14 protein-coding genes are annotated in these 25,695 nt (G+C 31.5%); all 14 read right to left on the reverse strand.

Annotation, left to right across the window (positions count from 1 at the left end; genetic code table 11):
• Positions 1-105: 105 nt before the first annotated feature.
• The 14 genes from ACSHW5_RS05725 to ACSHW5_RS05790 all read right to left on the reverse strand — a co-directional run bounded on the left by ACSHW5_RS05725 (position 106) and on the right by ACSHW5_RS05790 (position 25,615).
• Complete coding sequence (locus tag ACSHW5_RS05725) at positions 106-1,827, reverse strand: RagB/SusD family nutrient uptake outer membrane protein (RefSeq protein WP_435675153.1); 1,722 nt, start codon at positions 1,825-1,827, stop codon at positions 106-108.
• A 17-nt stretch (positions 1,828-1,844) separates the two neighbouring features.
• Entirely contained in the window at positions 1,845-5,045 is a 3,201-nt protein-coding gene (locus tag ACSHW5_RS05730) for a SusC/RagA family TonB-linked outer membrane protein (protein WP_435675154.1), read from the reverse strand.
• A 368-nt stretch (positions 5,046-5,413) separates the two neighbouring features.
• Positions 5,414-5,581 carry a hypothetical protein gene (locus ACSHW5_RS05735; RefSeq protein WP_435675155.1) on the reverse strand — a complete coding sequence of 56 codons (168 nt, stop codon included), beginning with the start codon at positions 5,579-5,581 and terminating at the stop codon, positions 5,414-5,416.
• A 54-nt stretch (positions 5,582-5,635) separates the two neighbouring features.
• On the reverse strand, positions 5,636-8,407 hold the full coding sequence (locus ACSHW5_RS05740) for a T9SS type A sorting domain-containing protein (protein WP_435675156.1): 2,772 nt from the start codon (positions 8,405-8,407) through the stop codon (positions 5,636-5,638).
• 661 nt (positions 8,408-9,068) lie between these two features.
• Positions 9,069-12,041, reverse strand: coding sequence for a sulfatase-like hydrolase/transferase (locus ACSHW5_RS05745; RefSeq protein WP_435675157.1), 2,973 nt, complete (start codon positions 12,039-12,041; stop codon positions 9,069-9,071).
• 5 nt (positions 12,042-12,046) lie between these two features.
• A complete protein-coding gene (locus ACSHW5_RS05750; RefSeq protein WP_435675158.1) occupies positions 12,047-14,281 on the reverse strand; it encodes a T9SS type A sorting domain-containing protein in 2,235 nt (744 codons plus the stop codon).
• A gap of 311 nt (positions 14,282-14,592) precedes the next feature.
• Positions 14,593-15,456 carry an AraC family transcriptional regulator gene (locus ACSHW5_RS05755; RefSeq protein WP_435675159.1) on the reverse strand — a complete coding sequence of 288 codons (864 nt, stop codon included), beginning with the start codon at positions 15,454-15,456 and terminating at the stop codon, positions 14,593-14,595.
• Positions 15,457-15,749: 293 nt separating this feature from the next.
• A complete protein-coding gene (locus ACSHW5_RS05760) occupies positions 15,750-16,595 on the reverse strand; it encodes an AraC family transcriptional regulator (protein ID WP_435675160.1) in 846 nt (281 codons plus the stop codon).
• 253 nt (positions 16,596-16,848) lie between these two features.
• Complete coding sequence (locus ACSHW5_RS05765; protein WP_435675161.1) at positions 16,849-18,330, reverse strand: sulfatase family protein; 1,482 nt, start codon at positions 18,328-18,330, stop codon at positions 16,849-16,851.
• 113 nt (positions 18,331-18,443) lie between these two features.
• Positions 18,444-18,800 (reverse strand): hypothetical protein, encoded by a 357-nt coding sequence (locus ACSHW5_RS05770; RefSeq protein WP_435675162.1) that lies wholly within the window; start codon positions 18,798-18,800, stop codon positions 18,444-18,446.
• 38 nt (positions 18,801-18,838) lie between these two features.
• Positions 18,839-19,774: a family 16 glycosylhydrolase gene (locus ACSHW5_RS05775; protein WP_435675163.1), complete on the reverse strand. Its 936-nt coding sequence runs from the start codon at positions 19,772-19,774 to the stop codon at positions 18,839-18,841.
• A 341-nt stretch (positions 19,775-20,115) separates the two neighbouring features.
• Positions 20,116-22,458, reverse strand: a complete 2,343-nt coding sequence (locus tag ACSHW5_RS05780) for a glycoside hydrolase family 2 TIM barrel-domain containing protein (RefSeq protein ID WP_435675164.1) — start codon at positions 22,456-22,458, stop codon at positions 20,116-20,118.
• 131 nt (positions 22,459-22,589) lie between these two features.
• Entirely contained in the window at positions 22,590-24,110 is a 1,521-nt protein-coding gene (locus tag ACSHW5_RS05785) for a sulfatase family protein (RefSeq protein ID WP_435675165.1), read from the reverse strand.
• An 83-nt stretch (positions 24,111-24,193) separates the two neighbouring features.
• Positions 24,194-25,615, reverse strand: a complete 1,422-nt coding sequence (locus ACSHW5_RS05790; RefSeq protein WP_435675166.1) for a sulfatase-like hydrolase/transferase — start codon at positions 25,613-25,615, stop codon at positions 24,194-24,196.
• Between the last annotated feature and the right edge of the window lie 80 nt (positions 25,616-25,695).

Below are 25,695 nucleotides of genomic sequence, written 5' to 3' on the forward strand. Positions count from 1 at the left end.
AAGAAATTATTTTTTATTTCATTTAATCAAAAAATGCCAAAGACTAATCCTCAGCATTTTTCACAATTCAAACTCAAACAATTCTACTTTATAATAATCACAATTTTAGTACCCATCATTCTGAAACATTGCTGGTGCTTTTTGTATTTCTTGATTAGGAATTGGTAAATAATATTGCTTATCAAACCAAGGTCTTGTTACAACAGTATATTCTGTATTTGTTAATACTCCACCAGCTCCTTTTTCCCATTTTAAACCTTTTATATCAAAACCTAAATTGGCAGAATTCATCCATCTTCTTTCGTCCCAAAAATTATGTCCTTCAAAAGCCAATTCTATGCGTCTTTCTCTTTTAATAGCTTCTTTTAGAGCAGAACCAGTTAACGTAATTGCCGGCTGTAAAGCTCTAGTAGAAACTTTATTTAAGTAAATTTTAGCATCTCCATCATTTCCTAATTCTGCTTGTGCTTCTGCATAATTTAAATAAATTTCAGCCAAACGGTATAAAATAAATGGACGACCTGCGGAAACATCTGTAGTAGTACCAAGACTTTGATCTTGAAATTTTCTAATATTGTACCCTGTTTTTGAAGAGTGTGCGTCATTACCAGAACCTCCTACTTTAGACCCATTAGGAGAATCTAAACCATCCGTTTGTGTTGCATCCGTAGCCAAGGCATAATCTATTTCTCTACCTCTAAAATTAGCTCCTTGAAAATTTAGATCTGCATAATATCTCATTTCTCTATTAGTATTTGGTAAAGCAGCGTTAAAAGTAGCACCACTTGTTGTAGACCCATCAGCCATATTAAATTCTAAAGCAAAATTATGTGTTGGTGATGATAAACCCCAACCACCATAACCACTAGGCGACTGTGTTTGATCTGGTAATGAATTAACATCTAAACCAAAATCGTATAAAGTTTCACCAAAAGGTCTTGCAAAAAGAATGTCTTGATTTGCTGATAGAAATAATTTTTGATATGCTTCTGCATCCGGAGTTGCAATTAAATCTCTACTACCAACTAAATCTATTACAGCTTTTGCTGCAGCTGCAGCATCTTGCCATTTTGTTGCTTTAGTATAGTCATACAATGGACCGCTTGGTAAGGTTGCTGGATCATGTAATTTACTAGCAGCAAATAATAATGCTCTAGATTTTACTGCTAATGCAGATAACCTTGTAGCTCTTCCAAATTCTGATGCTGGTCTTGTAATTGGTAAAACAGCTGCTGCTTCATCTAATTCTTTAACTATAAAATTCACACATTCTTCGTAAGAATTTCTTGGTAGATTAAATTCTGAACCTAAACCAAATGCCGTTTCAAAAATTGGTAAACCTCCATACATCTTAATCATTTTAGCATAAAGATTAGCTCTTAAAAACTGCATTTCTGCTTTTAAAACACTCACTTTAGCTTCATCAGTTTTCATGGCTTCACTATCATCTACATTGTCTAAGAATTGATTAATTTCATTCATATACAAAAAATAGTCTCTCCATTTATTATTAAAATCACCGGCATTTAGAGCACTCCATCCATTTGATCTTAAACGCAATCTATCTAAATTATTAAAATTGAATTTAGCTTCAAAAGAGCCAACTTCTACATTAAACCTTCTTGACCACCAAATAGATTTATTTAACCCCCAACTTTCTGTACTATTATAAGCAGAATAGACTACTTTTTCTAATTGTACTGGGTCACTAAAAATTAAATCATTAGGGTATGATCCTAAAGAATTAGTATCTAAAACATCTTCACAACTTGTTATCGAGAAAAATCCGATAGCTGCAAATAAGTATATTAATTTTATTTTTTTCATTGTTTCTATTTTTTATATTAAAAAGTAAAATTTAAACCAATTGTGTACATTCTTAAAGAAGGATAGGTAGATCCTCTAAAATTATTATATCCGGCTGCTTCTGGATCTAAACCTAGCTTCTGAATTTCTGAAAACATGGTTAACAAATTAAACCCTCTAGCAAATATTCTAATATCAGAAAATTTTGTTTTTTCTTTTGTGATTGTATAGGCTAACTCAACTTCTTTTAGTCTTAAAAAAGAGGCATCATGTAACCATAAATCTGCTCCAATAAAGTTATCTGGTTGTCCATTTTGAATACCACTATACTCATCATTCAAACCAAAAGCTCTTGGATATCTAGCATCTCTATTCTCTGGAGTCCATCTGTCATTAAAAACATGACTTGGTTTAGCACCATCTTGGTCAAAAAACACCAATGCTTCTGCTTTAGCTTGCCCTTGTAATAAAAAACTAAAACTAAAATCTTTATAATTTAAACCTCCTGTGATACCGTATTGTATTTCTGGAACGTTTGTGCTATTTATTCTAATAAAATCTCCATCATCTATTTTTCCATCTTCATTGGTGTCTAAATAAATAGGTTCTCCTTCTACAGTTCCTGCTTTTTTAACAGCAGTAGCATCTACTTGTGCTTGATCTCTAAAAATACCTGCTGTTGGTGCCACTACATAAGAACCAATTGGCATACCTTCTTGCCTTAAAGCTTCTGGAGTATTTGCTGGTTGTGGTAAATAAATTACTTCATTTTTAGCTTGGGTTAAATTAAAACCTAAATTATAACCAACTTCACCTATTTTGTCTGCCCAACCTAAAGTAACCTCAACACCATAACTATCTACTTTTCCTAAATTTTCATCAGGCAATTGTACACCCGTAAAATCTGGAACTTCACCTCCATTACCAACTAAAATGTCTTTTCTATTTTGATAGAAATAATTAACCTCACCAGTAAATCTACTGTCAAACATTGCAAAACTTACGGCAAAATTTTTCATAACTGCAGTTTCCCAAGTTACATTTGGGTTTGGTGCAACACCAGTTCTATATCCATTGTAAACAACACCATTTTCTCCAAACGCATAATAATTTGGTCTTACATTTGTATTATTATTGGTAAAATCACCTCCATAAGAATATTGAGATAAATACTGAAATCCTGCAATTCTATCATTCCCCATTACCGCATAACTACTTCTTAAATTAAGAGCGTTTAACCAAGAAACATTTTCTAAAAATTTTTCTTTTCCGATAGCCCAAGAACCACCAACACTGTAAAAAGTACCAAACCTGTTGTCTGAACTAAATCTACTAGAACCATCTCTACGTAAAGTTAAATCTAAAAAGTATTTTTTGTCATAATCATAAGACAAAGAACCTAAATAACTTAATGAAGCATCTTCACTTGCGGATCCGTTTGTAAGTTGATTGCTTGGATCTCCTGCAAATAAATAAGGTAATTCTGTTGATGGTAAGTTTCCGCTTTCACCATAAAAACTATTGGTTTCTGATGTTTGTTGCTCATAACCAATAAAACCATTTATAGAATGTACATCATTAATTGTAGTGCTATATCTTATAGTAGCATTGAATAATTTTTCATCAAACTTCCAAAAAGTATCTCTTAAAATATTTTGTTGACCGTCTTGAGAATATCCTATTTCTGAATTATATTCTCCACTAGCTTGGTCTAATCTATATATTGTCCAAGGAGTATAAAATGACTTTTGGTCATAATTCATTTTTCTAACACCAACATAACTGTTAAAACTTAATCCTTTTGTAATTTTATCTAAATTCCAATTTATTGCAAAACGACCTCTTAAATCGTTATTATTTTGCTTCGTAAAACCAGATTGGTTGCTAGACATTACTAACGGATTTGCTCCATTTTCTCCACCCCAAGCTGGCAATCCATTTGGATATACTCCAACCTCTGTTGGTAAGTTTGTATAAATATGCTTGTAAATAAAACTTGCATCAACACCTGGTTGGTTGTTTTCAGAAAAACGACCAGATACATCTACACTTAATTTAATATCATCCGTTAATTTTATATCTAAATTAGAACGCAATTGACTTTGATTAAAATCTAAATCGCCAGAAGCAAACATTCCTTCTCTATTCATTAAATCTCCACTTACAAAGTATTTTACGTTTTCATTACCTCCAGATATAGAAATAGAATTTCTTGTTTCTGGTGCTGAATTTGCAAATGTTAAATCTGCCCAGTTTGTACTAGGATAATTAATTGGGTCATTCCCTGCGGCATATTTATCTATGTCTGCTTGTGCATAAGGCAATGCTATTCCTTTTCTTTCGGCAATTTCATTTTCATAAATTGCATATTGTTCTGAAGACATTAAGTCTGGAAATGCAGAAAATGAAGAAACACTATAAGAGGTAGATAGCTTTACTTTTGGCTTGCCAGATGTTCCTCTCTTAGTAGTAACAATAATAACACCATTTGCCGCTCTATTACCATATATTGCTGCTGCGCCATCTTTTAACACACTTAAATTAGCAATATCTTGTGGTGCTAATTGATTAAATGTACCAACACCTGTTTGTACACCATCAATTAAAATTAAAGGCGCATTATTATTTAGTGTAGATTGCCCTCTTATTAATAAGGATACATCACTGTTAGAACCAGGATAACCACCTCTATCTGAAACAATAATACCTGTAACTTTACCAGAAAGAGATTTGGCAACCTCTCTATTGGAAGTATTTTCTATCTCTTCTGCTTTTAAAGTACTTACAGAACCTGTTAATTCTCCACGTTTTTTAGAGGTATAACCAACAATTACAACTTCATCTAAATTTGCTACATCTGCTTCTAAAGTAACTACTAATGGGGCATTACTAGTTACAGTTACTTCTTTTGTTTTGTAACCAATATAAGAAAATACTAAAATGGCATTTGCTTCTTTTACTTCAACTGAAAAATTTCCATCAAAATCTGTTACAGTACCTTTAGTACTTCCTTTTACTTGAACACTTACTCCTGGTATAGGTCCTGTTTCATCAGAAACCGTTCCTGTTATTTGTTGTTGAATATTAGCTTCATTTATACTGTTTTTAATCTCCGCTATTCCACTTGAATTTGCAAGTATGGGATAAGAGATCAAACAACATAAAAATAATCCTGTTAACCTTATTTTTTTAAAAAAGAGCAAATAAGAACTATTGCTAAAAAATAGTTTTTTTTTCATAATTAAATGGGTTTAGTTAATTGTTTAAAATTGCATAATCCATAAAAGAAGGATTGCACATTTCAAATTTCGTTAAAAATTGAACCATTTATTTAATAAATATTACCCTATCATTACACTAAGTTATCTTATAAAAAAACGAGTTTTTTATTTAGTATAATTTCATTTTTACAGTTTTAGAAACACCCCAATAATAAACTGGTTAAATTTTGTTTTGTTCCGTAAAACTTCTAATTTTAAATAGCACTTTTACTATTTGCAAATAATATGTTTGCTGCATATTATTGACCATAATTAAAAAAAATTAGCACAAAAAAAAATCGTCTAAAATAAATTTAGACGATTTTTAACTATTGATTATTTTTTCTTTAAAAATCTAAACCTGGTGCTGCTGGACTTGAAGCTTGTGCTTTTTGTGGATTTAAAATTAAATATGTACCCAATGCAGTTAATGCGGCATATTTACCGTAATTACCAATTTTTTTTAGAGCATCTTTTCTAGAAATACTGTTAATCTCAATTTCTTGCTTGTTCATATTATTCTAGCTTTTTTTAACTGCCTGCTTTTAGCAGGCAGTATTTAGTTTTATTTATTCTAAAATTATTTTTTTATTTATTGTTCCTGTAGCAGATTTTAATTGTACAAGATATACACCCAATGCTAATTTTGGCAATGCAATTTCTTTAACTCCGTTAGAATTGAAAGAAGTATTTACTACTTGTTTTCCAAGAATTGTAAACATTTTTAAACTTGCTTCTCCCTGTTCTAATCCAACTATTTTTAAAGTTGATGAGTTAGACGCATAGATGCTTATGTTTGTTGCATCTACCTTAGTTACACCTAAAGCACTATTAGAAGTATGTAAATAAAATCTACCTATTCCGTTTGCTGCTTCTGTTAACGTAACTTTATATGAAGCATTTATTTCATTTAAACTCGTAAAAACACCTTCTTGTCTGTCTTCTAAAAATACATGTACTCCATCAGGAATGTTTAAAGCATCTGCAGTAAAAGTAAGTTCTTCATTTGCTTTTGCTAATAAACCTAAAGGAACAATTGTAGTTTCTAAATCTGATTTTGGTACAGATTGTACAGCCAAGTCCTTACCTTGATTGTTTTCTACCAATTGTGTGTAAATAGCTAATTTATAATTATTAGCACCAAAAACAGAACCATCATAACCATTGTCAAATCCTTTAGTAACACCTTCTAAATAATAAACTTTAGTCTTGTTTTCTAAATCTCCTTGAGCAACATTAATACTTACTTCTGTTCTACTACTTCTTAAAAAAGTTTTGGTCACTTGATGACTTTGATTTGCAGAACTAAACGTTACTTTATTAGCAGATGCTGTTCCTGCAGTTACAAAAAATGCTTGTCCTGGTGCAATCTCAAAAGAAGCATCTGTACCAGATAATTTTGGCACATACATTTCCGTAGAAGGATCCCAAATATATAAAGTTTGTTCAGCTAATCTATTTGCAGCAGTATTATCTGAGAAGAAATTTCCAACATTTACATAAGATGTAAAAGGATTTCCCACCAAATTATAGTGATCTCCTGCACCCTGTGCTATTGTAAAGTTTTTAGTTCCTGATCTATATGTTCCTGTAAATGAAACATCTCCTGCCGCAGCTAATTTTACAACATATCCTTTGGTATCAAAAGAATCTGCTCCTGAATATCCATCTTGATAATAATTCCAAGCTGGCGTTGCATTGTTATAAGTAGCAATTCCTCTGTTTGCACTAGTTGCAGAACCAGATGCTAAAGTATGATCAGCCATAAAATTTGCAACTGTTTGCCCCTTAACTGGTGAAGAAACTGAATGCCATGCTTTTAATGGTGATGCGTCTCCTGTTAAAGATAATTTTGCTGTAATTTTTCCAGTAGAAATTCCCGTTACAATTAAACTTGAACCTGATTCTAACACTACCGAACCGGTTACACCTGTATGCAACTCTTCTGTAGTTAATGAAGGTGTGTGATTTTTAAATGTAAGTGTTTTACCATCTTGAACAAATATTTCTTTAGCTTCTTCACCTGCTAAAAATATATTAACGTCATTTTTTATAAATACAATATCTGTACTTGTAGGTTCTGCACCTTTAGACCAAGTTCCTGTATTTGCCCAAGCATTATTAGTACCTGTAGAGCTAATATAATCACTAGCAGGTATTGCCTCAAGACCATCAAAATAAATTACAATATTATTGGTATCAGAATCTGCAGCTTCATTAACTTTAAGTGTCATTTTTACACCTTCAGAAACTACTGCATCTGCATCTTGATCTAAATTTTGAAAAGTTACTTCTTGTGCTAATCTATGCCATTTACCTTTTTCTAAACCTGTAATATCCCAATTTATTGTTTTAAATGCTGATGTTGAACTTGCGTCAAAATTTGTTTGCATTTGAGTAGCATTACCTGACTCAACAAATACATTAATCACAATTAAATGTTTACCAGCTTCTGTTGTCGTAAATTTAGACCCAGCAGGATTACCTGCTCCAGAACCTAGAAAACCAGTAGATGGATTGCCCGTACCTGCGGTTGTTATAGTTGTTTTAATACTATAATCTCCTTCAAATACTTGCTCATCTGAAAATGAACCTGTTCTACTTCCTCCTCCAGGAAAAAACCATCCTGTAACATTTGAAAAACCATTTGCATTAGGCTCTATGGTACCAGGAGCTCCTTCATCTGCGCCTTCAGCACCTGAAAAATCTGCATATGTACTTGCTGCCTCAATATGTACAAACTCAATTTTATCTACAAAAATTTGTTTACCTGCATCTTCAACACCAGGTGTTGTAGCGTCATCTACATAACCTCCTCTAAATAATAAGAAAACAGTTTCTGTTGCTTCTCCCCAAAATGTTGGAGATGGTGGTTGATTTGCTGCTTGACCACTTTGCGCCCATTCTCCACCTCCGATAGTTTCTGGTCCATCTAATTTAATATAGTAGGTTTTAAAAACATTAGAATTAGCATCTATAGTTTGTGTTAACCATATTGTAGTTGTGCCACCGCTTCCATTATCTTCTTGCACGGCAAAACGTATAGAAGTTGCTTCAGAATTATTTTTTACTCTTATCTTTAAAAAATTGTTTACGGTACCGTCTAATGGCGTTGGAGCTTCAATTGTTGAATTGTTACTGCTTCTTGTTAATATTAAACCACCTCCGTCTGACCAGCCATTTGCTGCAGTTTCATCTTGTACTGTACTTGCCATTTGAAAACCATTTGCCCAACCTTCAAGATCTGACTCAAAATTGTACGTTTGCGCATTCATCTGAGCACTTAAAAAGCCCAAAATCGCAAAAAATAGTTTCGCTTTGTTTTGTAAATTTTTCTTCATAATTTTAATAATTTATTAATTTATTTTGTTAAAATAAGTTTACTGTAAAACTACTAATCATGAAGACCTATTATTAGTAAGTTTTTACCACAACTTGGTAGTATTTTAACATTTTTATATGTTAAATTGATATTTTTTCAACCAAGTTAGCTGGTATTCTATTGCCTTAAAATAATCAATAGTGCTCCTATTTCTTAACAGTTTTACCTAAACTTATACTGCAATAGTATCCTCTTTTATAATAATTTTTGTGGTTCTACATCATTTTTATGTAGCTATACGTCTTTTTCTAAAAATTAGGGATTCCTACATACACTCCTTTGCCATTATCTTACCAGTTTACTTAGTTCATTGTAATTTCATGAAATAAATTAACAAGATTAAAAGCAACTTTCAATAACCTAGTTTAATCTCTTATATTATTAAAAAAATACTAAAAGCTAAAAAACCCAACGCCGGATTTAAACCTATGTATTAGATTTAAAACCAACATTGGGAGAATTATCATCATTTGGTAATCTGGACAGAGGAAAACCTTATGCGAACCTGTAAACGCTTCTGTTAATGGGAAGACGGCAATAATTTTAGGTCATTCTTTACTTATTGATAAAATATTTCTATTGAAAGAAAAGTCTAAAAATTTAATATGTCCTTTAATAAATTAAATTTTAATTATTTTCTTTGTTAAAAAGTTTTTGGCTGTTTTTATTTTTACAATATAGATTCCGGTTGGTAAATTGGAAACATCTAATTTTGAGCTACTGGTGTTTGTTTCTTTTACTTTTTTAACTGACTTGCCTGATACTGTGAAAATTTCTATTTCTAATTTTTGAAGTTTCTCTCTAAGGTTTAGATATAAATAATCTTTTATAGGATTGGGATAAACACTAATATTTGAAGAACTTACATCTGATAAACTTAAAGTACCTGCTGTACCAATGTCTCCTGAAACATTATTAGAAGTTTTAGCAAAACTCCACAATTTGTATTCTGTATCTTCAGAAAATGACCAATTACTAACATCGTTAATACTTGCTTTTAATTGTGAAGGTGTACCAGACAAAGCACCTATATACACTCCATAATCATCTTTTTCTCCTACATCATTAGCGTTTACGCCATTTGTTAACGCCGTTGGTAATTCACATGCAGAATTTCCACCACCGTTGCCCCATCCCAGCGCAGTATTAATACCTGTTATCCATGCAGTTGAATTTGCATCTGTAGGTAGCACAAAAGGATCTGCTTGAAAAATTAAAATTCCTTCTCCATTTACAGAAAAATCAAAATCTCCATCACTAGATTCAGCAGTTTTACCTGTATAATCATGAGACGTTGTACCTGCCACTTCTTCTGTATTGTTTACAACATGTTTAATAAGTCCATCATCATCTAACACAAATATGTCTCCAACACTAAAGGCAGCACCTGCAGACCAGGTCCAAATATCATCTACACTATAATCTCCAGTAAATGCATTGGAAGAATTACTCCATGTTCTATTAGAAATTGATACCTTAGTTGTTGCACTAATGTCTTTTAAAAGCATAAATGCTAATTTCCCTTTTCCAGATTTCCATCCAACAATTGCAATATCTCCTGCGGTTAATACTGTAGGTTCTATAACATCAAAAATAGTTATTTCAGCAGGTGTAGTTTCTACAGTTCCAAAAGTTGTTGTTGCTAACGTAATAATAACAGATTCGCTTATTTCATCCAATCCATCTTCTGTAGCAACAATATTAATTTCTGCTGCATTTGTGCCATTTGTAATTGTAACTGTACCAGATAATGCAGTATAATCTGTACCTTCTGTAGCAGCACCACTAACTGTATAGGTTATGTTTATATCTTCAGTAGCCGTAACACCTTCTGGCAAACTTACAGTAAAAACACCATTTACAGTACCTTCTATTGCATCTGTAGTTCTAGCAATTGAAATTCTACTAAGTTCTCCTTCTAGTTTTAATAATGGAGTTTCAAAAAGTCTGTCATACCCTGGTAAAGTACCATCATCCCAAAGAAAACTATGAACATGACCGTCACCTTCACCATCGCCATCTACATCTTCATTATCATTATCATACCAAGCAGGTTTTACGTCTTTAAATTCAACCACTTTTGCTATTGCCTTGTCTAAAATAGTTTGTACAATTTCCTCTCCGTTTGATAAACTATTTCTTATGTTATTTTCTTCACCTGGGTCCGTAGATATATCAAATAAATTCCATTGACCTCCATTTGCGGTTTTTACTATTTTCCAATTTTCATAAGCAATTCCACCATTATGAAATCCATTCTGTGGTCTTAATATAATTAAACCATCATCTGGTCTTGCATCCTCACCTGCAATTAGTTTATCCATAAAATCTACACCGTCAATTACTTTTCCTTCAGGCACTGTTGCTCCTGCTAAACCAACTAACGTTGGATAAATATCTATAGAACTAATTTGATGATTGTAATTAGGTCCGCCTGCTGCAATTTTATCTGGCCAACTTACAAACATAGGCACTTTATGACCACCTTCTTTTACACTTCCTTTTCCTGCATCTAACGGCCAGTTTACAGCACCTTTACTATGTGTATACCCACCATTATCACTTAAAAAGATAAAAACAGTATTGTTAAATTTGGTCATGTCTTTTTTTAGCTCTGCTACAAGTTTACCAATGTTGGTATCCATATTGGTTACCATGGTTGCATAGGTAATACGTGCTTGTACAAACTTTTCTATAAGTTCAGCTTTCTTATCAGGATCAGACTCCTTATTTACGGGGTTAGATTCTGTAATGTATGGGCTATTTCTTATTAATTCTTCAAAATCTGGATTGTCTAATTTAAACTGTGCTTCTTCAGCTTCTGGAGCTTGCAAAGGTGTATGGGGTGCATTGTAAGATAGATACATAAAATATGGATCTATAGACGTCTCTACACTTTTTGCATATCCAATAGCTTCTTCGGTAAGTAAATCTGTTAAGTAATCTTCATTTTCTGCATTACTAAATTCATCTCTAGCTACATACCCTCTATCTCTCCAAAGAGGATCTTGATATTCATTTGTTACAGGATTAGACCCTCCTAATCTGTTGTAAAAACCGTCTTCATAAACATTTTCAAAGTAATTTTTACCACCTCCTAAGAAACCAAAGAAATAATCAAATCCTCTATCTAAAGGTTGGTATGAACCATCTTGAAAACCTAAATGCCATTTACCAAATGCCGCTGTATTATAATTGGCATTTTGTAATACTGTAGAAAAATAAGTTTCGTTTACAGGCACTCCTAAAGTAGATGTAATATCATTAGGTAAATTATATTGAGCGCCAATTCTATGAGGCATCATACCTGTTAAAATTGCAACTCTACTAGGCCCGCAAAAAGGATGGGCAACATGTGCGTTTTTTAAGACAACTCCTGAACTTGCCAAAGCATCAATATTGGGCGTAGGAATTACTCCTCTATCTACAGGGAAACTTGCGTCTCTATTAAAACCAACATCACCATATCCTAAATCATCGGCTAGGATTACAATTATATTTGGTCTTGATCCATTGGTGGTTTGTGCATAACTATAAACTGATATAAACGCAGTAAATACCAATGCACAAAGTTTAACATATTTTTTTTTCATGATTTCTATTTTATTATGATTTTATGGGTTTGTTTTAAATTTTCTGATTTAATTGATAAAAAATAAATTCCTGCTGATAGGTTAGAAACATCTATTCTGGCAGCACTAACAGTACGCTCTTTTATTTTTTTAACAGATTTTCCTAAAGTTGTAAAAATCTCTATTTCTACTGTAGACTGACTTTCTTCAAATTTTATAGCAAAAGAATCTTTTACCGGATTTGGGTAAATAGTTAATTTGTTAGAAGTTAGATTGGCAACATTTAATGTACCTGCAACACCTATATCACCTGGCGTATTGTTTATTGTTTTGTTAAATGCCCACAAATTATATTCAGTAACTTCAGAAAAAGTCCAGTTATTTACATTATTAATACTTGCTCTTAATTCTGCAGGAGTTCCTGTTAAAGCACCTTTATAAACTCCAAAATCATGTTTCTCTCCAACATTATTTGCATTGATTCCATTTGTTAAAGCGGTTGGTAAATCGCATGCAGAGTTTCCGCCTCCAACACCCCAACCTAGGGCTGTATTTATACCTGTTATCCATGCTGATGAATTTGAATTTGTCGGCAACACAAAAGGATCTGCTTGAAAAATTAAGATTCCTTCTCCATTTACAGAAAAATCAAAATCTCCATCACTAGATTGGTCTACTTTACCTGTATAATCATGAGAAGTTGTCCCAACAGTTACTTCTTCATTACCCAAAACTTGTTTTATTTTTCCGTCTGCATCTAACATAAAGATATCTCCCGAATTATAGGCGGCTCCAGCGGTCCAGGTCCAAATATCATCCACAGAAAAATCTCCAGAAAATTCATTTAGAGAATTATTCCAAGTTCTATTAGAAATAGATATTTTAGTTGCTGCTGTAATATCTTTTAAAAGCATAAATGCAAGTTTACCACTACCAGATTTCCAACCAAGAATGGCAATATCTCCTGTGGTTAATTCTGTAGAATCTACGTAGTCCAATATCATAATACTGGCTTCAGTAGTATTCACTATTTTAGAGCTAGAAGATTGTAAAGTAATGGTAACTGTTTCTGGAGTTTCTTCTATACCATCTTCAGTGGCATCAATTCTAATTTCCGATGAATTAGTTCCGCTAGCAATAGTAACCGTTCTTGATAATGAGCCGTAATCTGAACCTTCTGTTGCATTTCCGCCAACAGTATAGGTAATATTTATATCTTCTGTTGCAATTTCTCCGTTAGATAAAGCTACGGTAAAGATTCCGTCGGTTTCTCCTTCTATAGCATCCGCACTACCAATTACTGATAGTTCACCTGATTGTTTTTGCCAAACTCTAATGTATTCTATTTGATATTCTGCTGGTGTTTGTAAATCTGACGCTTCTGGCAAACCTAACCAAGGAAACGTTTCTGAATCGAACCAAACCCAATAAGGAACATCTGTTACCCATCTATCTGGTTCTGTACCATTATTAGTAAGCACAGATTTTAAGATAGTGCCATCTGGATGTAAAACACCATCAATATACACTTTTATATACTCTGCAGTCCATTCAAAACCATACACATGAAAATCGTCTGCGGTATTGTTAGCTGCTTGTATATTTCTTGTGTGTGTGGTTCCTATTTTACCAAGTTCTTTTTGTTCTTTATATATTTCATTATTTGGATCCCAACTAATCATATTAAATTTTAGTCTTTTTTTCCAAGCATCATTGCTTTTATGACCACCAAACATTTCAAACATGTCTAATTCCGATGCTCCACCGGGTACTCCTGGCCCAGGACCTGTAGTCCAAAAAGAACTTGTTATTTCTGCATTTGCTGCTTTCGATTTAATTTCCATATAACCATATAGAAATTGTTTTTTACTTATTACAGCTGCTGTAGTTATATTTTCATAAGGAGCTCCGCTAGCATCATGCGTTGGATTAAAATTATAATCAGGCTCCCATTTTGTTAAGATTTTTAATTTTCCATCTTCTAAAATGGCATTATTTGTAGAAAACTGGGAGGGTGCTCTACCTTTAAAATTCGATTGATATTCTCCGTTTCTACCTTGTATTAACCATTGGTCTTCATCTAAAGAATCGGCTTCAAATTCATCTGAAATTTCAGAATTTAAAATCCAATTTCCCACATTTTGCTGATCTGAAAATGGTAAGACTTGAGAATTACTAGTAGACGTAAAAGCACATAAAAGCATCATTATAATGACACTAAGATTGGCTGTTTTACAATAATGTAATTTTGTTATATGCATGTATCGTTTTTATTAAGTCTAATGTTAGACCTCAAAACTACATGATAATTTAGCATATAATTAAGTCAATATTAACCACAACTAGTTAACTATTATCATACTGCATTTAAAAATAAAGTGGGAATTAAAAGGATGACTTAAAGCTATAAAACACATTAAAAAACTAATTATCAGTTAGATAAGAAAAATATAATATTTAAGGTTTTAAAATACTATAAACAGAATGCGCTTAAATTTTAAAAAAAAGTAATAACCAATTTAAAGCATTTTACCTGTTTAGGTTGATAAAATTTAAAATATAGACAATCGTATTAAATATCTTCTCTAAACTTTTTGGGAGTAGCGCCCATTATCTGTTTAAATTGTTTATTGAAATTTGTAATTGAATTAAAACCTACAATATAACAAACCTCAGAAACTGGTAAGGATTCTTGCACTAATATTCTAGAGGCATTTCTAATACGTATTTCATTTAAAAATTGCGTAAAAGATTTATTAGTCATTTTTTTAAAAAACCTACAAAATGAATTTGTCGTCATACAAGCAACATTAGAAATATCATCTAAACTAATACTAGATGCATAATTATCTGAAATAAATTTTAAAACTGTATCTATTCTTTCGGAACTTTCCGTTGTGCTTTGTCTCATATCTGAGGATGATAAAACAACCCTAGATTTTTTATCAACCAAAGACAATCTATGTAAAATACTTAAAATTCTTATATGTTGTTCTGTAGAAGATAATTTTGGCAGTTCCATAATATCTTTATGAAAATGCTTACTAACTTCTTTACCAAAAGACAAGCCCAATTTACAGTCTTCAATAAGTTTTTTAACTCCATAAAAGTCAGGAATTTGAAATAAATCATTCCCCAAAAAATCTCCAGTAAATTTAGTAACTATTGTTTGTACTTTTTGCGTACTTTCATTTTCATAATAAGAAGGGTCGTTACGCCAAAGGTGAGGTAAATAAGAGCCCACCAACACTAAATCTCCAGGAAAAAAAGGGGCAACGCTATCCCCTACAAATCGTATTCCGTTACTTTGCGAAATATAAAGCAATTCAAATTCTTTGTGATAATGCCATGCAGCATCTAAACAAGGAACGTTTCTTGTATAAATATTTAGTTTTTCACTAACTGGTGTATCTGATTTTTTTAAAACTAGCTTCATTAAAACAAATATAACAATAAATTCATATACTTAAAATTCACGATAGTTATTTAACATATTTTATCTAATTCCTAAATTAAATTAGTGAATTATAAGTAAAATGGAAAATTATACTATAATATCAAAAAATAATTTATTTACTATAGCTGCGCAAAATAATAGTAGTCCATCAAAAAAAAAAAAATCCATATAATATAAAACTTTAGGTAGCCCATACATAATATTTTAATGAGATCATTTAGACCGTTTTGCTATTTTATCAACTAGTAAAAAACTTTAAATTTGTTTTTAAATTATAATATTTTCTCTCTAAACATTTTTGGCGTTACCCCCATAATTTGTTTAAATTGTTTGTTAAAGTTGGTTATGGAATTAAAACCAACATTGTAGCAAACTTCTGAAATAGGACTATTTTGTTGAATTAAAATTCTTGAAGCATTTCTTATTCTAATTTCGTTTAAAAACTGTGTAAACGACTTGTTGGTGGTTTTTTTAAAAAAACGACAAAAAGAATTTGTTGTTAAACAAGCTACTTCAGAGATTTCTCTTAAATCTATTTTAGAGGCATAATTATCTGAAATATATCTTAATACGTTGTCTATTCTTTCTGAACTTTCTTTTGTAGATTGTCTCATATCTGAAGAAGATAAAACAACTCTGTCTTCTACGTCTACTAAAGATAATTGATACAACAAGTCTAACAATTTAATATATTGCTCTGTTCTGGGTAATTTTGGTAATTCTATAATGTGGTTATGCAATCTTTTACTAACTTCTTTACTAAAATATATTCCAAATTTAGCCTCTTCTAAAAGTTTATTTATTTTTTGAAATTCATGAATTTTAAAAAAATCTTGCCCTAAAAAATCTTCTGTAAATTTGGTTACAATTGTTTTTACACAATTAGTTTTATCTGGATTTTCTGGGTCATAATAACTAGGATCACTACGCCAAAGATGTGGTAAAAGCGAACCTACAAGCACTAAATCTCCTGGAAAAAAAGGTGAAACATTATCTCCTACAAATCTTATTCCATGACTTTTTGTAATGTATACAATCTCAAATTCTATATGAAAATGCCACGCCACATTTAAAGAAGGAATTACTCGTTCTTCTATTTTTACTTTATTTCTGAACATATTTCTAAAAATAATAATGCCAATTTTAATTTTTAAATTCTTTTACTTTAAGCTCTTTTTTTTAAATCAACCTTTTCTAAAATTGCTAAGAGGAATTTAAAAATTTAAGTGCTATTGATTTTCTTTTATAGTATTTATAATGTCTGTTAATTTCTCTATAAAAAAATGTATAGGCTCTTATTGTTTTTTATTGAATCAAAAAAATCACCCTAAAAATATATACTATTTTTAGGGTGATTTTTAAAAATAGAATTTAATCAACTTTAAAAGTAACATCAAATTTTGGCATTCCATCTGCTTTCCAATCTTTACCCGTTTTTTCATCATGCCACCAATAAGGCTGAATATGAGAGTTGCTCCAAGTAGCCGCTTCTTTAACCATCTGTTTTAAAATAGCAGGATTAGCGCTACTAATATCGTTTTCTTCAGAAATATCAACATCAATATTAAAAAGTTTCCATTTCTGTTGATACGCTTTTACCGCTTTCCAGTTGTTTTTTCTAACACCTACATCACTAAAACCGTTTCTGTGTCTTAACACATAAATATTTTCATCTGCATGTGTGTTTTTACCTGATAAGAAATCATCCCAAATATTCTTTCCATCCAATTCTTTTCCGGCAGGAATTTTAGCATTTGCTAACCTTGCAAGTGTAGGATAAAAGTCTATAGCCTCTACAGGATTGTCTGATTTTTTACCAGCAGGCACAATGTTTGGCCAATGCATAAACATAGGTACTCTAAAACCACCTTCATAAACACTTCCTTTTCCTTCTTTTAAAGGGTAATTGTTTGCACCCGCTGTTGTTTTTCCGCCATTATCACTCATAAAAATAATTAAAGTATTTTCTAGTTGATTTGTTTCTTTAAGTGTTTCTGTAATCTTTTTTACACCTCTATCTACCGCATATACCATTGCTGCATACGTTCTTCTTTTTTTATCTTTTATGTGAGCAAATAATTTTAAATCTTCTTCTTTTGCTTCAAGTGGTGTATGAGGTGCATTGTACGCAAGATATAAGAAAAAAGGATCTTTGGTTTTTCCAGCATCTGTAATAAAACGAACTGCTTCTCTAGAAAATGCATCTGTAACATAGGCTGTTTCATGCAATTCTTTACCGTTTTGCTCCATAGGATGTAGGTAATCCCAAATTAATTTATTTCCGTTTGCTTTTTGTTGTGCGTACGCTTTTCTATATTGTTCTGGAAAATAATTATGACCACCGCCTAAAAAACCATAAAAATCGTCAAAACCTCTAACATTCGGGTGAAATTCTGGGTTAGATCCTAAATGCCATTTACCAATAATACCTGTATTGTAACCTGCTTCATCTAAAACTTTACTAATAAAAGTTTCCTTTAAAGAAATTCCTTTTTTAATCGTTTCTCCACTATTAGGCGGTAAATTAAATTGCGATCCAATTTTATGAGGATATCTCCCAGTCATTAAAGCGGCTCTACTTGGCCCACAAAATGGATGTGCCACATAAGCAGATGTAAAAATGGTACCATTATTTGCCAAAGCATCTAACGAAGGTGTTATAATATCTTTAGAACCATTAAAACCAACATCAGAATATCCTAAATCATCACAAAGAATAAATAATATATTTGGTTTTTCTGGTGTTTTTGTAGTTTGGGTAATGGCAGTTTTTGTTTTATTTTTTGTGGTTGTACAACTAATTACAATAAGTAAAGCGCAAAGTATAAGTCCTAAAATTGAAGTTTTTTTCATTTTAAATTTATTGGTAAAAGAACGTTATTATTTTAGTTAATTTTAAAGTAAAAAAGGTGTATTCTAAATTAATAAAACTTTAGAAGACACCTTTTTCATTGCAAATAAAATGGTTATTTTACATTTTTAAGCTCATCTCTCATTCTCTTAAAAAACGGAGCCAATTCTTTGTAATTTTTTCCTGTTAATTTAATAACTCCGTTATTAAATGCTTTGCTTGCTGTACCATTTTTAGCCTGCTTTTCTTCTTTAGTAATTGTACCTGCTTTAAATTCTTTTTGCGATTCTCCATAGGCTAGTACCATAACGGTTCTAATTTCTGCAAGCTCTTTTTGTTGTGCTTCATCTAACTTATATTCTTTAGTTGCGGCTTCAACAAAATACTTATTTTGTCTTTCTTGATATTTATTCTGCCCATAAGTTGTTGCAAATGATACTACTAATAATAATGTTAAAACTATTTTTTTCATGATATTTAATTTAAATTTAATTGTTAATTACTGCTATTTTATTTTTTTTGCCAAATTCGTACATACTCTATTTCATAGTCTACTACTCCATCTTCTTTTTTACCTTCAGGACTATTTAATTCTAAATCTTCTTTACTATCTGGAACTCCATGCCAAGGAAAAGTCTCTTGATCTAACCAAATTGAAATTGCAACGTCCATAACCCAACCATTAGGATACCCTTTTTCTTTTGCGTATGCATCTACTTGTTCTTTTGTAGCACCTGTTTTATATACGCCATCTACGTATAACTTAAGTTCATTTTCATTCCATTCAATTCCATATACATGAAAATCATCTGCCACTCTAAAACCATAATCTAAATGTTCTGTATAAACACTTTTTCCTTTGCCTTCTTTAGACCAATCATGTATAGACCACCAAAGCTCTCTATCTTTACCATTTGCTTCTTTAATAGGTTGTCTATGATCTCCAAATTGCTCAAAAATATCTAATTCAGTTTTATTGCCAATTGCCCAAAAAGCACTTGTAATTTCTGCGTCTGCTGCTTTACTTTTAATTTCCATATAGCCGTATTTAAAAAACTTACGACCAATAAAACAAGCTGTGGTTAGGTTTTCAAATTTTGCAACTTCTCCTTCTTTTTTACCCCAAGGTTTTTGTACTTCATCAGAGAAAGGAAAATCGGGTTCCCAACGTGTTTCTAAAATTAGTTTTCCATCTTCTAAACGATAATTTCTTCCAGAAAACTGAGAAGGAGCACGTCCTTTCCAAACTTTTTTATTTGGTAAATCTGGATGTTTGTAAAAAGGCTTACCATCTTTATCAAATTTACCTACAATATACCATTTGTCTTCATCTATGGTTTTTGCGTCAAATTCATCTGAAACATCCGTATTTAACACCCAATTACCCGAGTTAGTAGGATCTGAAAAAGGAAATACTGTAGTTGTTTTTTCTTTAGAAGTGTTCAAGGTACTTTTTTGATTTCCGCAAGCTAGAAATAAAAGAAGTGTACTAAGAAAAAATATTCTTTTTACATTTTTAATTACCATTTTTATTTTTTTTATTAAAACTTAGTTCTTACAAAGAAAAATAAATTTAACGTATACCATTTATTTAAAATTACCCACTTGTAATAAGAATTTATCCTTTAAATGTAATATCTAGATTTCGTTTAAAGGATAAATTATAAGAGAATAAAAGTTAAAAGTACTACTTGTAAAGTGCCTACATAATTAGAATATATCTACTACAAGACAGAATAAATTTGTTGCAAAAAAGTTTCTTTTTTGGTAAAACGTCTTAAAAAAATTTATTGAAAACTATAACTGTTAGATTTCAATTCTTTTGCTACTGCAGAAACAGTTCCGTTTAAAGAATTACCAACTCTTAATAAAACTGTTGCAATACCAGCTTCTGCTTCTATCTTATCCGGATTCATAATTTCTAAATCACCCTTTACAGTAACATTTATTACTTCAGAAAAATCAGGATTTATAGTTCCGTTTTCATCAACAGCTGCTATGTAACAAAAAACAACATCATTAACACCCGGTTGTGGTTTTTTACCACTTTCATCTATCCAAATTTTTAATTTAGTTGGCGCTTGTGGTGTGGTAACTGTCTCTTCAGAAACTTGTTTTCCGTTTACAAAACCAACAGCCTTAAGTGTTCCTGGCATAAACGTTGGAATTTTAAAAGTAAACGGCGGATGACTTAACTTATTGGTATTTTTATCTTGATCTGGTTTTTGAGTAGCAATGAGTTTATCATTCAAATATAATTTAACTTCATTCGCATTTGAGAAAACTTTTACAGCCAATGGCGATTTTTCATTCCAATACGTTGCAATTTCTAAAACATTTCCATCACTAATATCTTTTTGACTTTGGTAAAAATAATATCCAAATTTTGGCAATCTAAAAATATCCATCATTCCAGAATACTCAATATTTGGGTGATATCCTCTATTGTAATCGTACATAACCCAATAACTATCTGAATACGCAACCGTATTTAAATTGTCATTATGAGATTCTTGTAAATTAAAAGCCATATTTAACAACCTTTTTTCGCCAAATGCCCTTGCTTGACGGCTACTTAATTCGGCACGTAAATCGTTTGGTAAGTTATCTTGGTTTAATCCTCCGTTTTTAGAATGATATTCCCAATCTCCATACTCTGAAACAGAATAAGGTTTGTCTTTTAATTCATGCGGATGTAAAATTCTATGCTGGCGCGCTTGTAAATAAATGTCATAAACATCATCCATCCATCCACAAGAAAACACATTTTCTCCAGGATACTCTGCATGCACAATTCTATTTAATTCCTCCATAAAGAAAATTGGCATTTGCGTTTCATTTAAAGAAACTTCCCAAGCCAAAACAGAAGGCCTGTTTCTATCTCTTCTTATTAATTCTGATGCAGAACGGTAACAATATTCTCTAAAAGCATCTGTATCATTATAAAATTGCCAACCCATAATGGCATCAATTACTACAATTCCTAATTCATCACAAGCATCTAAAAATGCTGGCGACTGAGGATAATGTGATAATCTGATATAATTAAATCCGCCTTCTTTTATCTTTTTGGCATCTCTATATTGTGCATTATCAGACAAAGCATATCCTATAAAAGGGTAATCTTGATGACGATTTACACCGCGTAAAAAGGTTTTTTCTCCGTTGATAAATAACTGTTTTTTCTCATTAAAAGTAAATTCTCTAATTCCGAAACGCGTTGTTTTTTTATCTACTTCGTTTTCTCCAATAAAAACAGTGGTTTCTAAATGGTATAAATGAGGATTCTTTGGCGACCATAATTTTGCGTCATTTATACTAAAAGATTCTTTAATTTCAGTATCATTTTGTGCCTCAATTGTAATGGTTGATGATTTTTCTTGCACCAATTTTCCGTCATAATAAATACTATTTACAAGGTTAATTTCCTTTTCAGATTTCTCTTCGTTAATAATATGTGTTTTAATGGCAACTTCAGAAACAGCTTCAGAAACTTTAGGAAAAGTGATAAAAATACCACCTCCTGCTACTTTTTTAGCCAAAACCGCATCAGAAATATATACTTTATCAGAAAAATGCAACCATGCATTTCTATACAAACCACCATACATATTAAAGTCTAATCTCTTTAATGGTTTTGGACCCGTAATTTTATTATCCGTATTGTCTAATCTAATGGCAACAACATTATCTCCTTTATTTACATATTTAGAGATGTCTACTTTTACAGGTAAATACCCGCCATGATGTTCTGAAACCAACATTCCATTAATCCAAATTTTAGAAAAATTCATGGCTGCTTCTAATTCTAAAAACACTTTTTTGGTTGATGGATTTACAGGAATATTAAAATTTTTTCTGTACCAAGCAACACCTTGCCATTGGTTATTTACGGTTTGTGGTTCTATATTTGTTGTGTGAGGCAAACTTACCGATTCCCAAGAGGTAGTGTTAAAATTTGGCTTGCTTAAATCTGTATCAGAAGCAATGGTTTCATCTAATTTTAAAAATTTCCAATTTTGATTGAAATTTACCTTTGCTTCATACGCTTCTTCTTCACAAGAAGTGAAACTGATAGCAATAAAGAGTAAAAAGAAATACTTTAAGATATTTTTTAAATTTGTTTTCATGGGGTTCTTTTTAATTTTTGGTTATTGAATTAAGACTGATTAAAGTTAGACTTGATAATCTTAAATTATTGCAATTCTATATAAATCAATCTTATATTTATTTGTTTTTGCTGTGAACTACTGCTGCAAACTTATTTATGTTTTAACTGTTTTTTATACTCGCTGCTGTACTTTTTATAGCCAACTTCTACGCCATTTTTCATATTTTGATAGGCTCTTGGATGTACTTTACGAAACCATTTTACAAAAGGCTGACCAGGAACATCAACAGGATGATATGCATTGCCAACAGGAGTCATTTCTTTATCAAACTGATTTGTTGCTACACGTAATTTTTCTAAAACATCCGTATACTTGGCATTTGTAGCCAAATTATGTAATTGATACGGATCTTCTTTTAAATTGTATAATTCCTCTTTTGGTTTTGTAGGTTCAAAAAATGGTTTCTGATTCTCATTTAGTTTGCCTTCTTTGTATAATTTTCTCATAATATGCACTGCAGGTCTGTAAAATTCTAAATACGCTTGTTGTGCATCATAAGGTACTTCTGGCTTGTCATTTCTTATATAAGACCAATCTCCGGATGTAACAGCTCTTGATTTTTCTTCAATTTCATCCCATAAATCTCTTGCGCCATACACAAATTTTCTATCAAAATTTTTATCAAAAATTGGTTTTCCGGTCATATAATCTGGAACATCAATTCCTGCAAAATCTACAATAGACGCGGTAATATCTGTTGCAGAAACTACATCTTTTCTAACTTGCCCTCCTTTAAATTGTTCTGGATAATACACTATAAAAGGAATTCTTAAACCTGGATCTTGTAAATATCCTTTTCCTCTAATATTACATCGCCCATTATCACCTATAAAAATTACAATGGTGTTGTCTGCCATTCCTTTTTCTTCTAATTCTTTAAAAATCATTCCAACCTCATTATCCATATATTCAATTTGATCTAAATACTTAGCCCAATCTAATCGAATAGCAACATCATCTGCCATATAAGGTGGCAATGTTACTGTTTTAGGATCTACAGGATGTTCAGATTTTTCTCTTACTTCATTCCACCAATCTCCTCTATGGGTTACTACTAATTGAATTTGCGCAAAAAACGGTTGGTCTTCTTTTGTAAACGTATCATATTTATCAAAAAGACCGAATTCAGTTTTTCCATCCCAATTACCAAGAGGTTCATGTTTAAAATTTACATCAATCTTACGCCCTTTTTTCATTACCCCATGGTTTCCTAGAATAGTGGTATAACCTGCATCTTTTAGTAATTTTGTAAACGGTTTAAATTGTGCATCTAAAGGAACATCTCTATTACTTCTGTGATTGTGTGAGTTTGTTTTAACTTGATGTGTACCAACCATCATTGCAGATCTACTTGGCGAACAAATTGGGTTGGTTACAAATGCATTGTCAAAACGAATTCCTTGGGAAGCCATTTTATTTAAATTAGGCGTTTTTACATTTGGCATTCCATAAACCTCCAAATCTGTACTCATATCTTCTGCCATCAACCAAATAATATTTGGACGCTCTTTTTTAGCTTCAACTTGAGCTACTTTTTCTGGAGTTTTTTTACAAGATACCAGTGTAAAAATGATACAAAGACTAAAAACAATGTATTTTACTAATTTCATAGTTAACTATTTTACGTAATTTTTATGTATTGCATGATAAAAATGTTTTGTTATTCTTAAACACTATTTATTCTTTTTTTTAATTATTTAAAGACGCCTCCAGAATACGGAAAATGTATATTTTTTACACTTTCTCTTTTTAATATTTCATTGGCTTTTTTAACCAATTCTGGATGCTGTTTAGAAACATCATTTTTTTCATATACATCTTCAGATAAATTATACAATTCTGTGCGATAATTATTTCCCATTCTTACCGCTTTCCAATTTCCAAAACGTGTAGCTTGTTTAAAACCTTTTACACTTCTTCCTTCTTGAATTTCGAAATATAAAAACTCATGTTCTGGTTGACTTCCGTTGTCTAGTAATTCTGGTAAAATAGAAATTCCGTCTGTTTTATTTGGAGATGTTGTTCCTGCAACTTCTGCAAATGTTGGCATGATATCATAAAAAGTAGCCGGGTGATTTGAAGTGGTTCCTTCGGCTATTTTATTTTTCCAATAACTTAACATTGGCACCCTAACACCACCTTCATACACATCTCTTTTAAAACCTTTTAAATCTCCAGAACTATTAAAGAATTTATAATCATGATGATTTTCACCAGTTGGTCCATTATCACTAGAAAAAACAATTAAGGTGTTTTCTAATTCGCCACTAGCTTTTAATTTATGAAACAGTCTTTTAATTTGTGCATCTAACATGGTAATTCTTGCCGCATGTCTTCTTTCTATTTCTGGCCACTCTTCTATTCTATCGGCATATAAATCGGTTTTACTTAAAAACAACTCATGTGCATGTGGTGTTCTATAAGACATGTAGAGAAAGAACGGCTTGTCACTAGACTTTTTATCTAAATAATCTAGTGCAAAATTGGTTCTAAACTCATCTAAACACTTGTGCTTATTATAATTGTAAAAAATAGAATCTTGGTTGTTATTTACCCAATGTACACGCTCATCAATCTCTCTTCCATTTACATCTTTTCCCCATTGTTCTTGCACAGCATAATCAAAACCACGCCCTTTTGCCCAGGTAGAAGTATCTTCTGGTACACCCAAATGCCACTTACCAATCATGGCTGTTTGATATCCTGCACTTTGTAACATTTCTCCGATTGTTTTCTCAGATTTTTTTAAGGCAACTCTTTCCCACTTTCCGTCAACATCTCCTTTATTTCCTCGGATATTAACATGCCCTGTGTGTAAACCCGTCATTAAAACGGCTCTTGAAGGCGAACAAACAGCTGTACCTGCATAAAAATCTGTGAAACGTTTCCCAACAGAAGCTAAGGAATCTAGAAAAGGCGTTCTAATTTCTTTTTGGCCAAAAGAGCCCAATTCTCCATACCCCATATCATCTGCTAAAAGGAAAATAATATTTGGTTTTTTTCCTTGATAACTTTCTTTGGAACTTATTGTATTTTCTTTTTGTGCTATTTTATTACAACTAGTATATGCGAATAAACCTACCAGAATAATTGCTATATATTTTAATAACTTCATAAATATTCTTTAATTGTTAACTATTACATTATAATTTCTATGTAAAATTGAACAAAAAAAGGAATATGTTTGTTTTTGCA

Source organism: Polaribacter sp., from assembly GCF_051251875.1.
Taxonomy (GTDB): Bacteria; Bacteroidota; Bacteroidia; order Flavobacteriales; family Flavobacteriaceae; genus Polaribacter.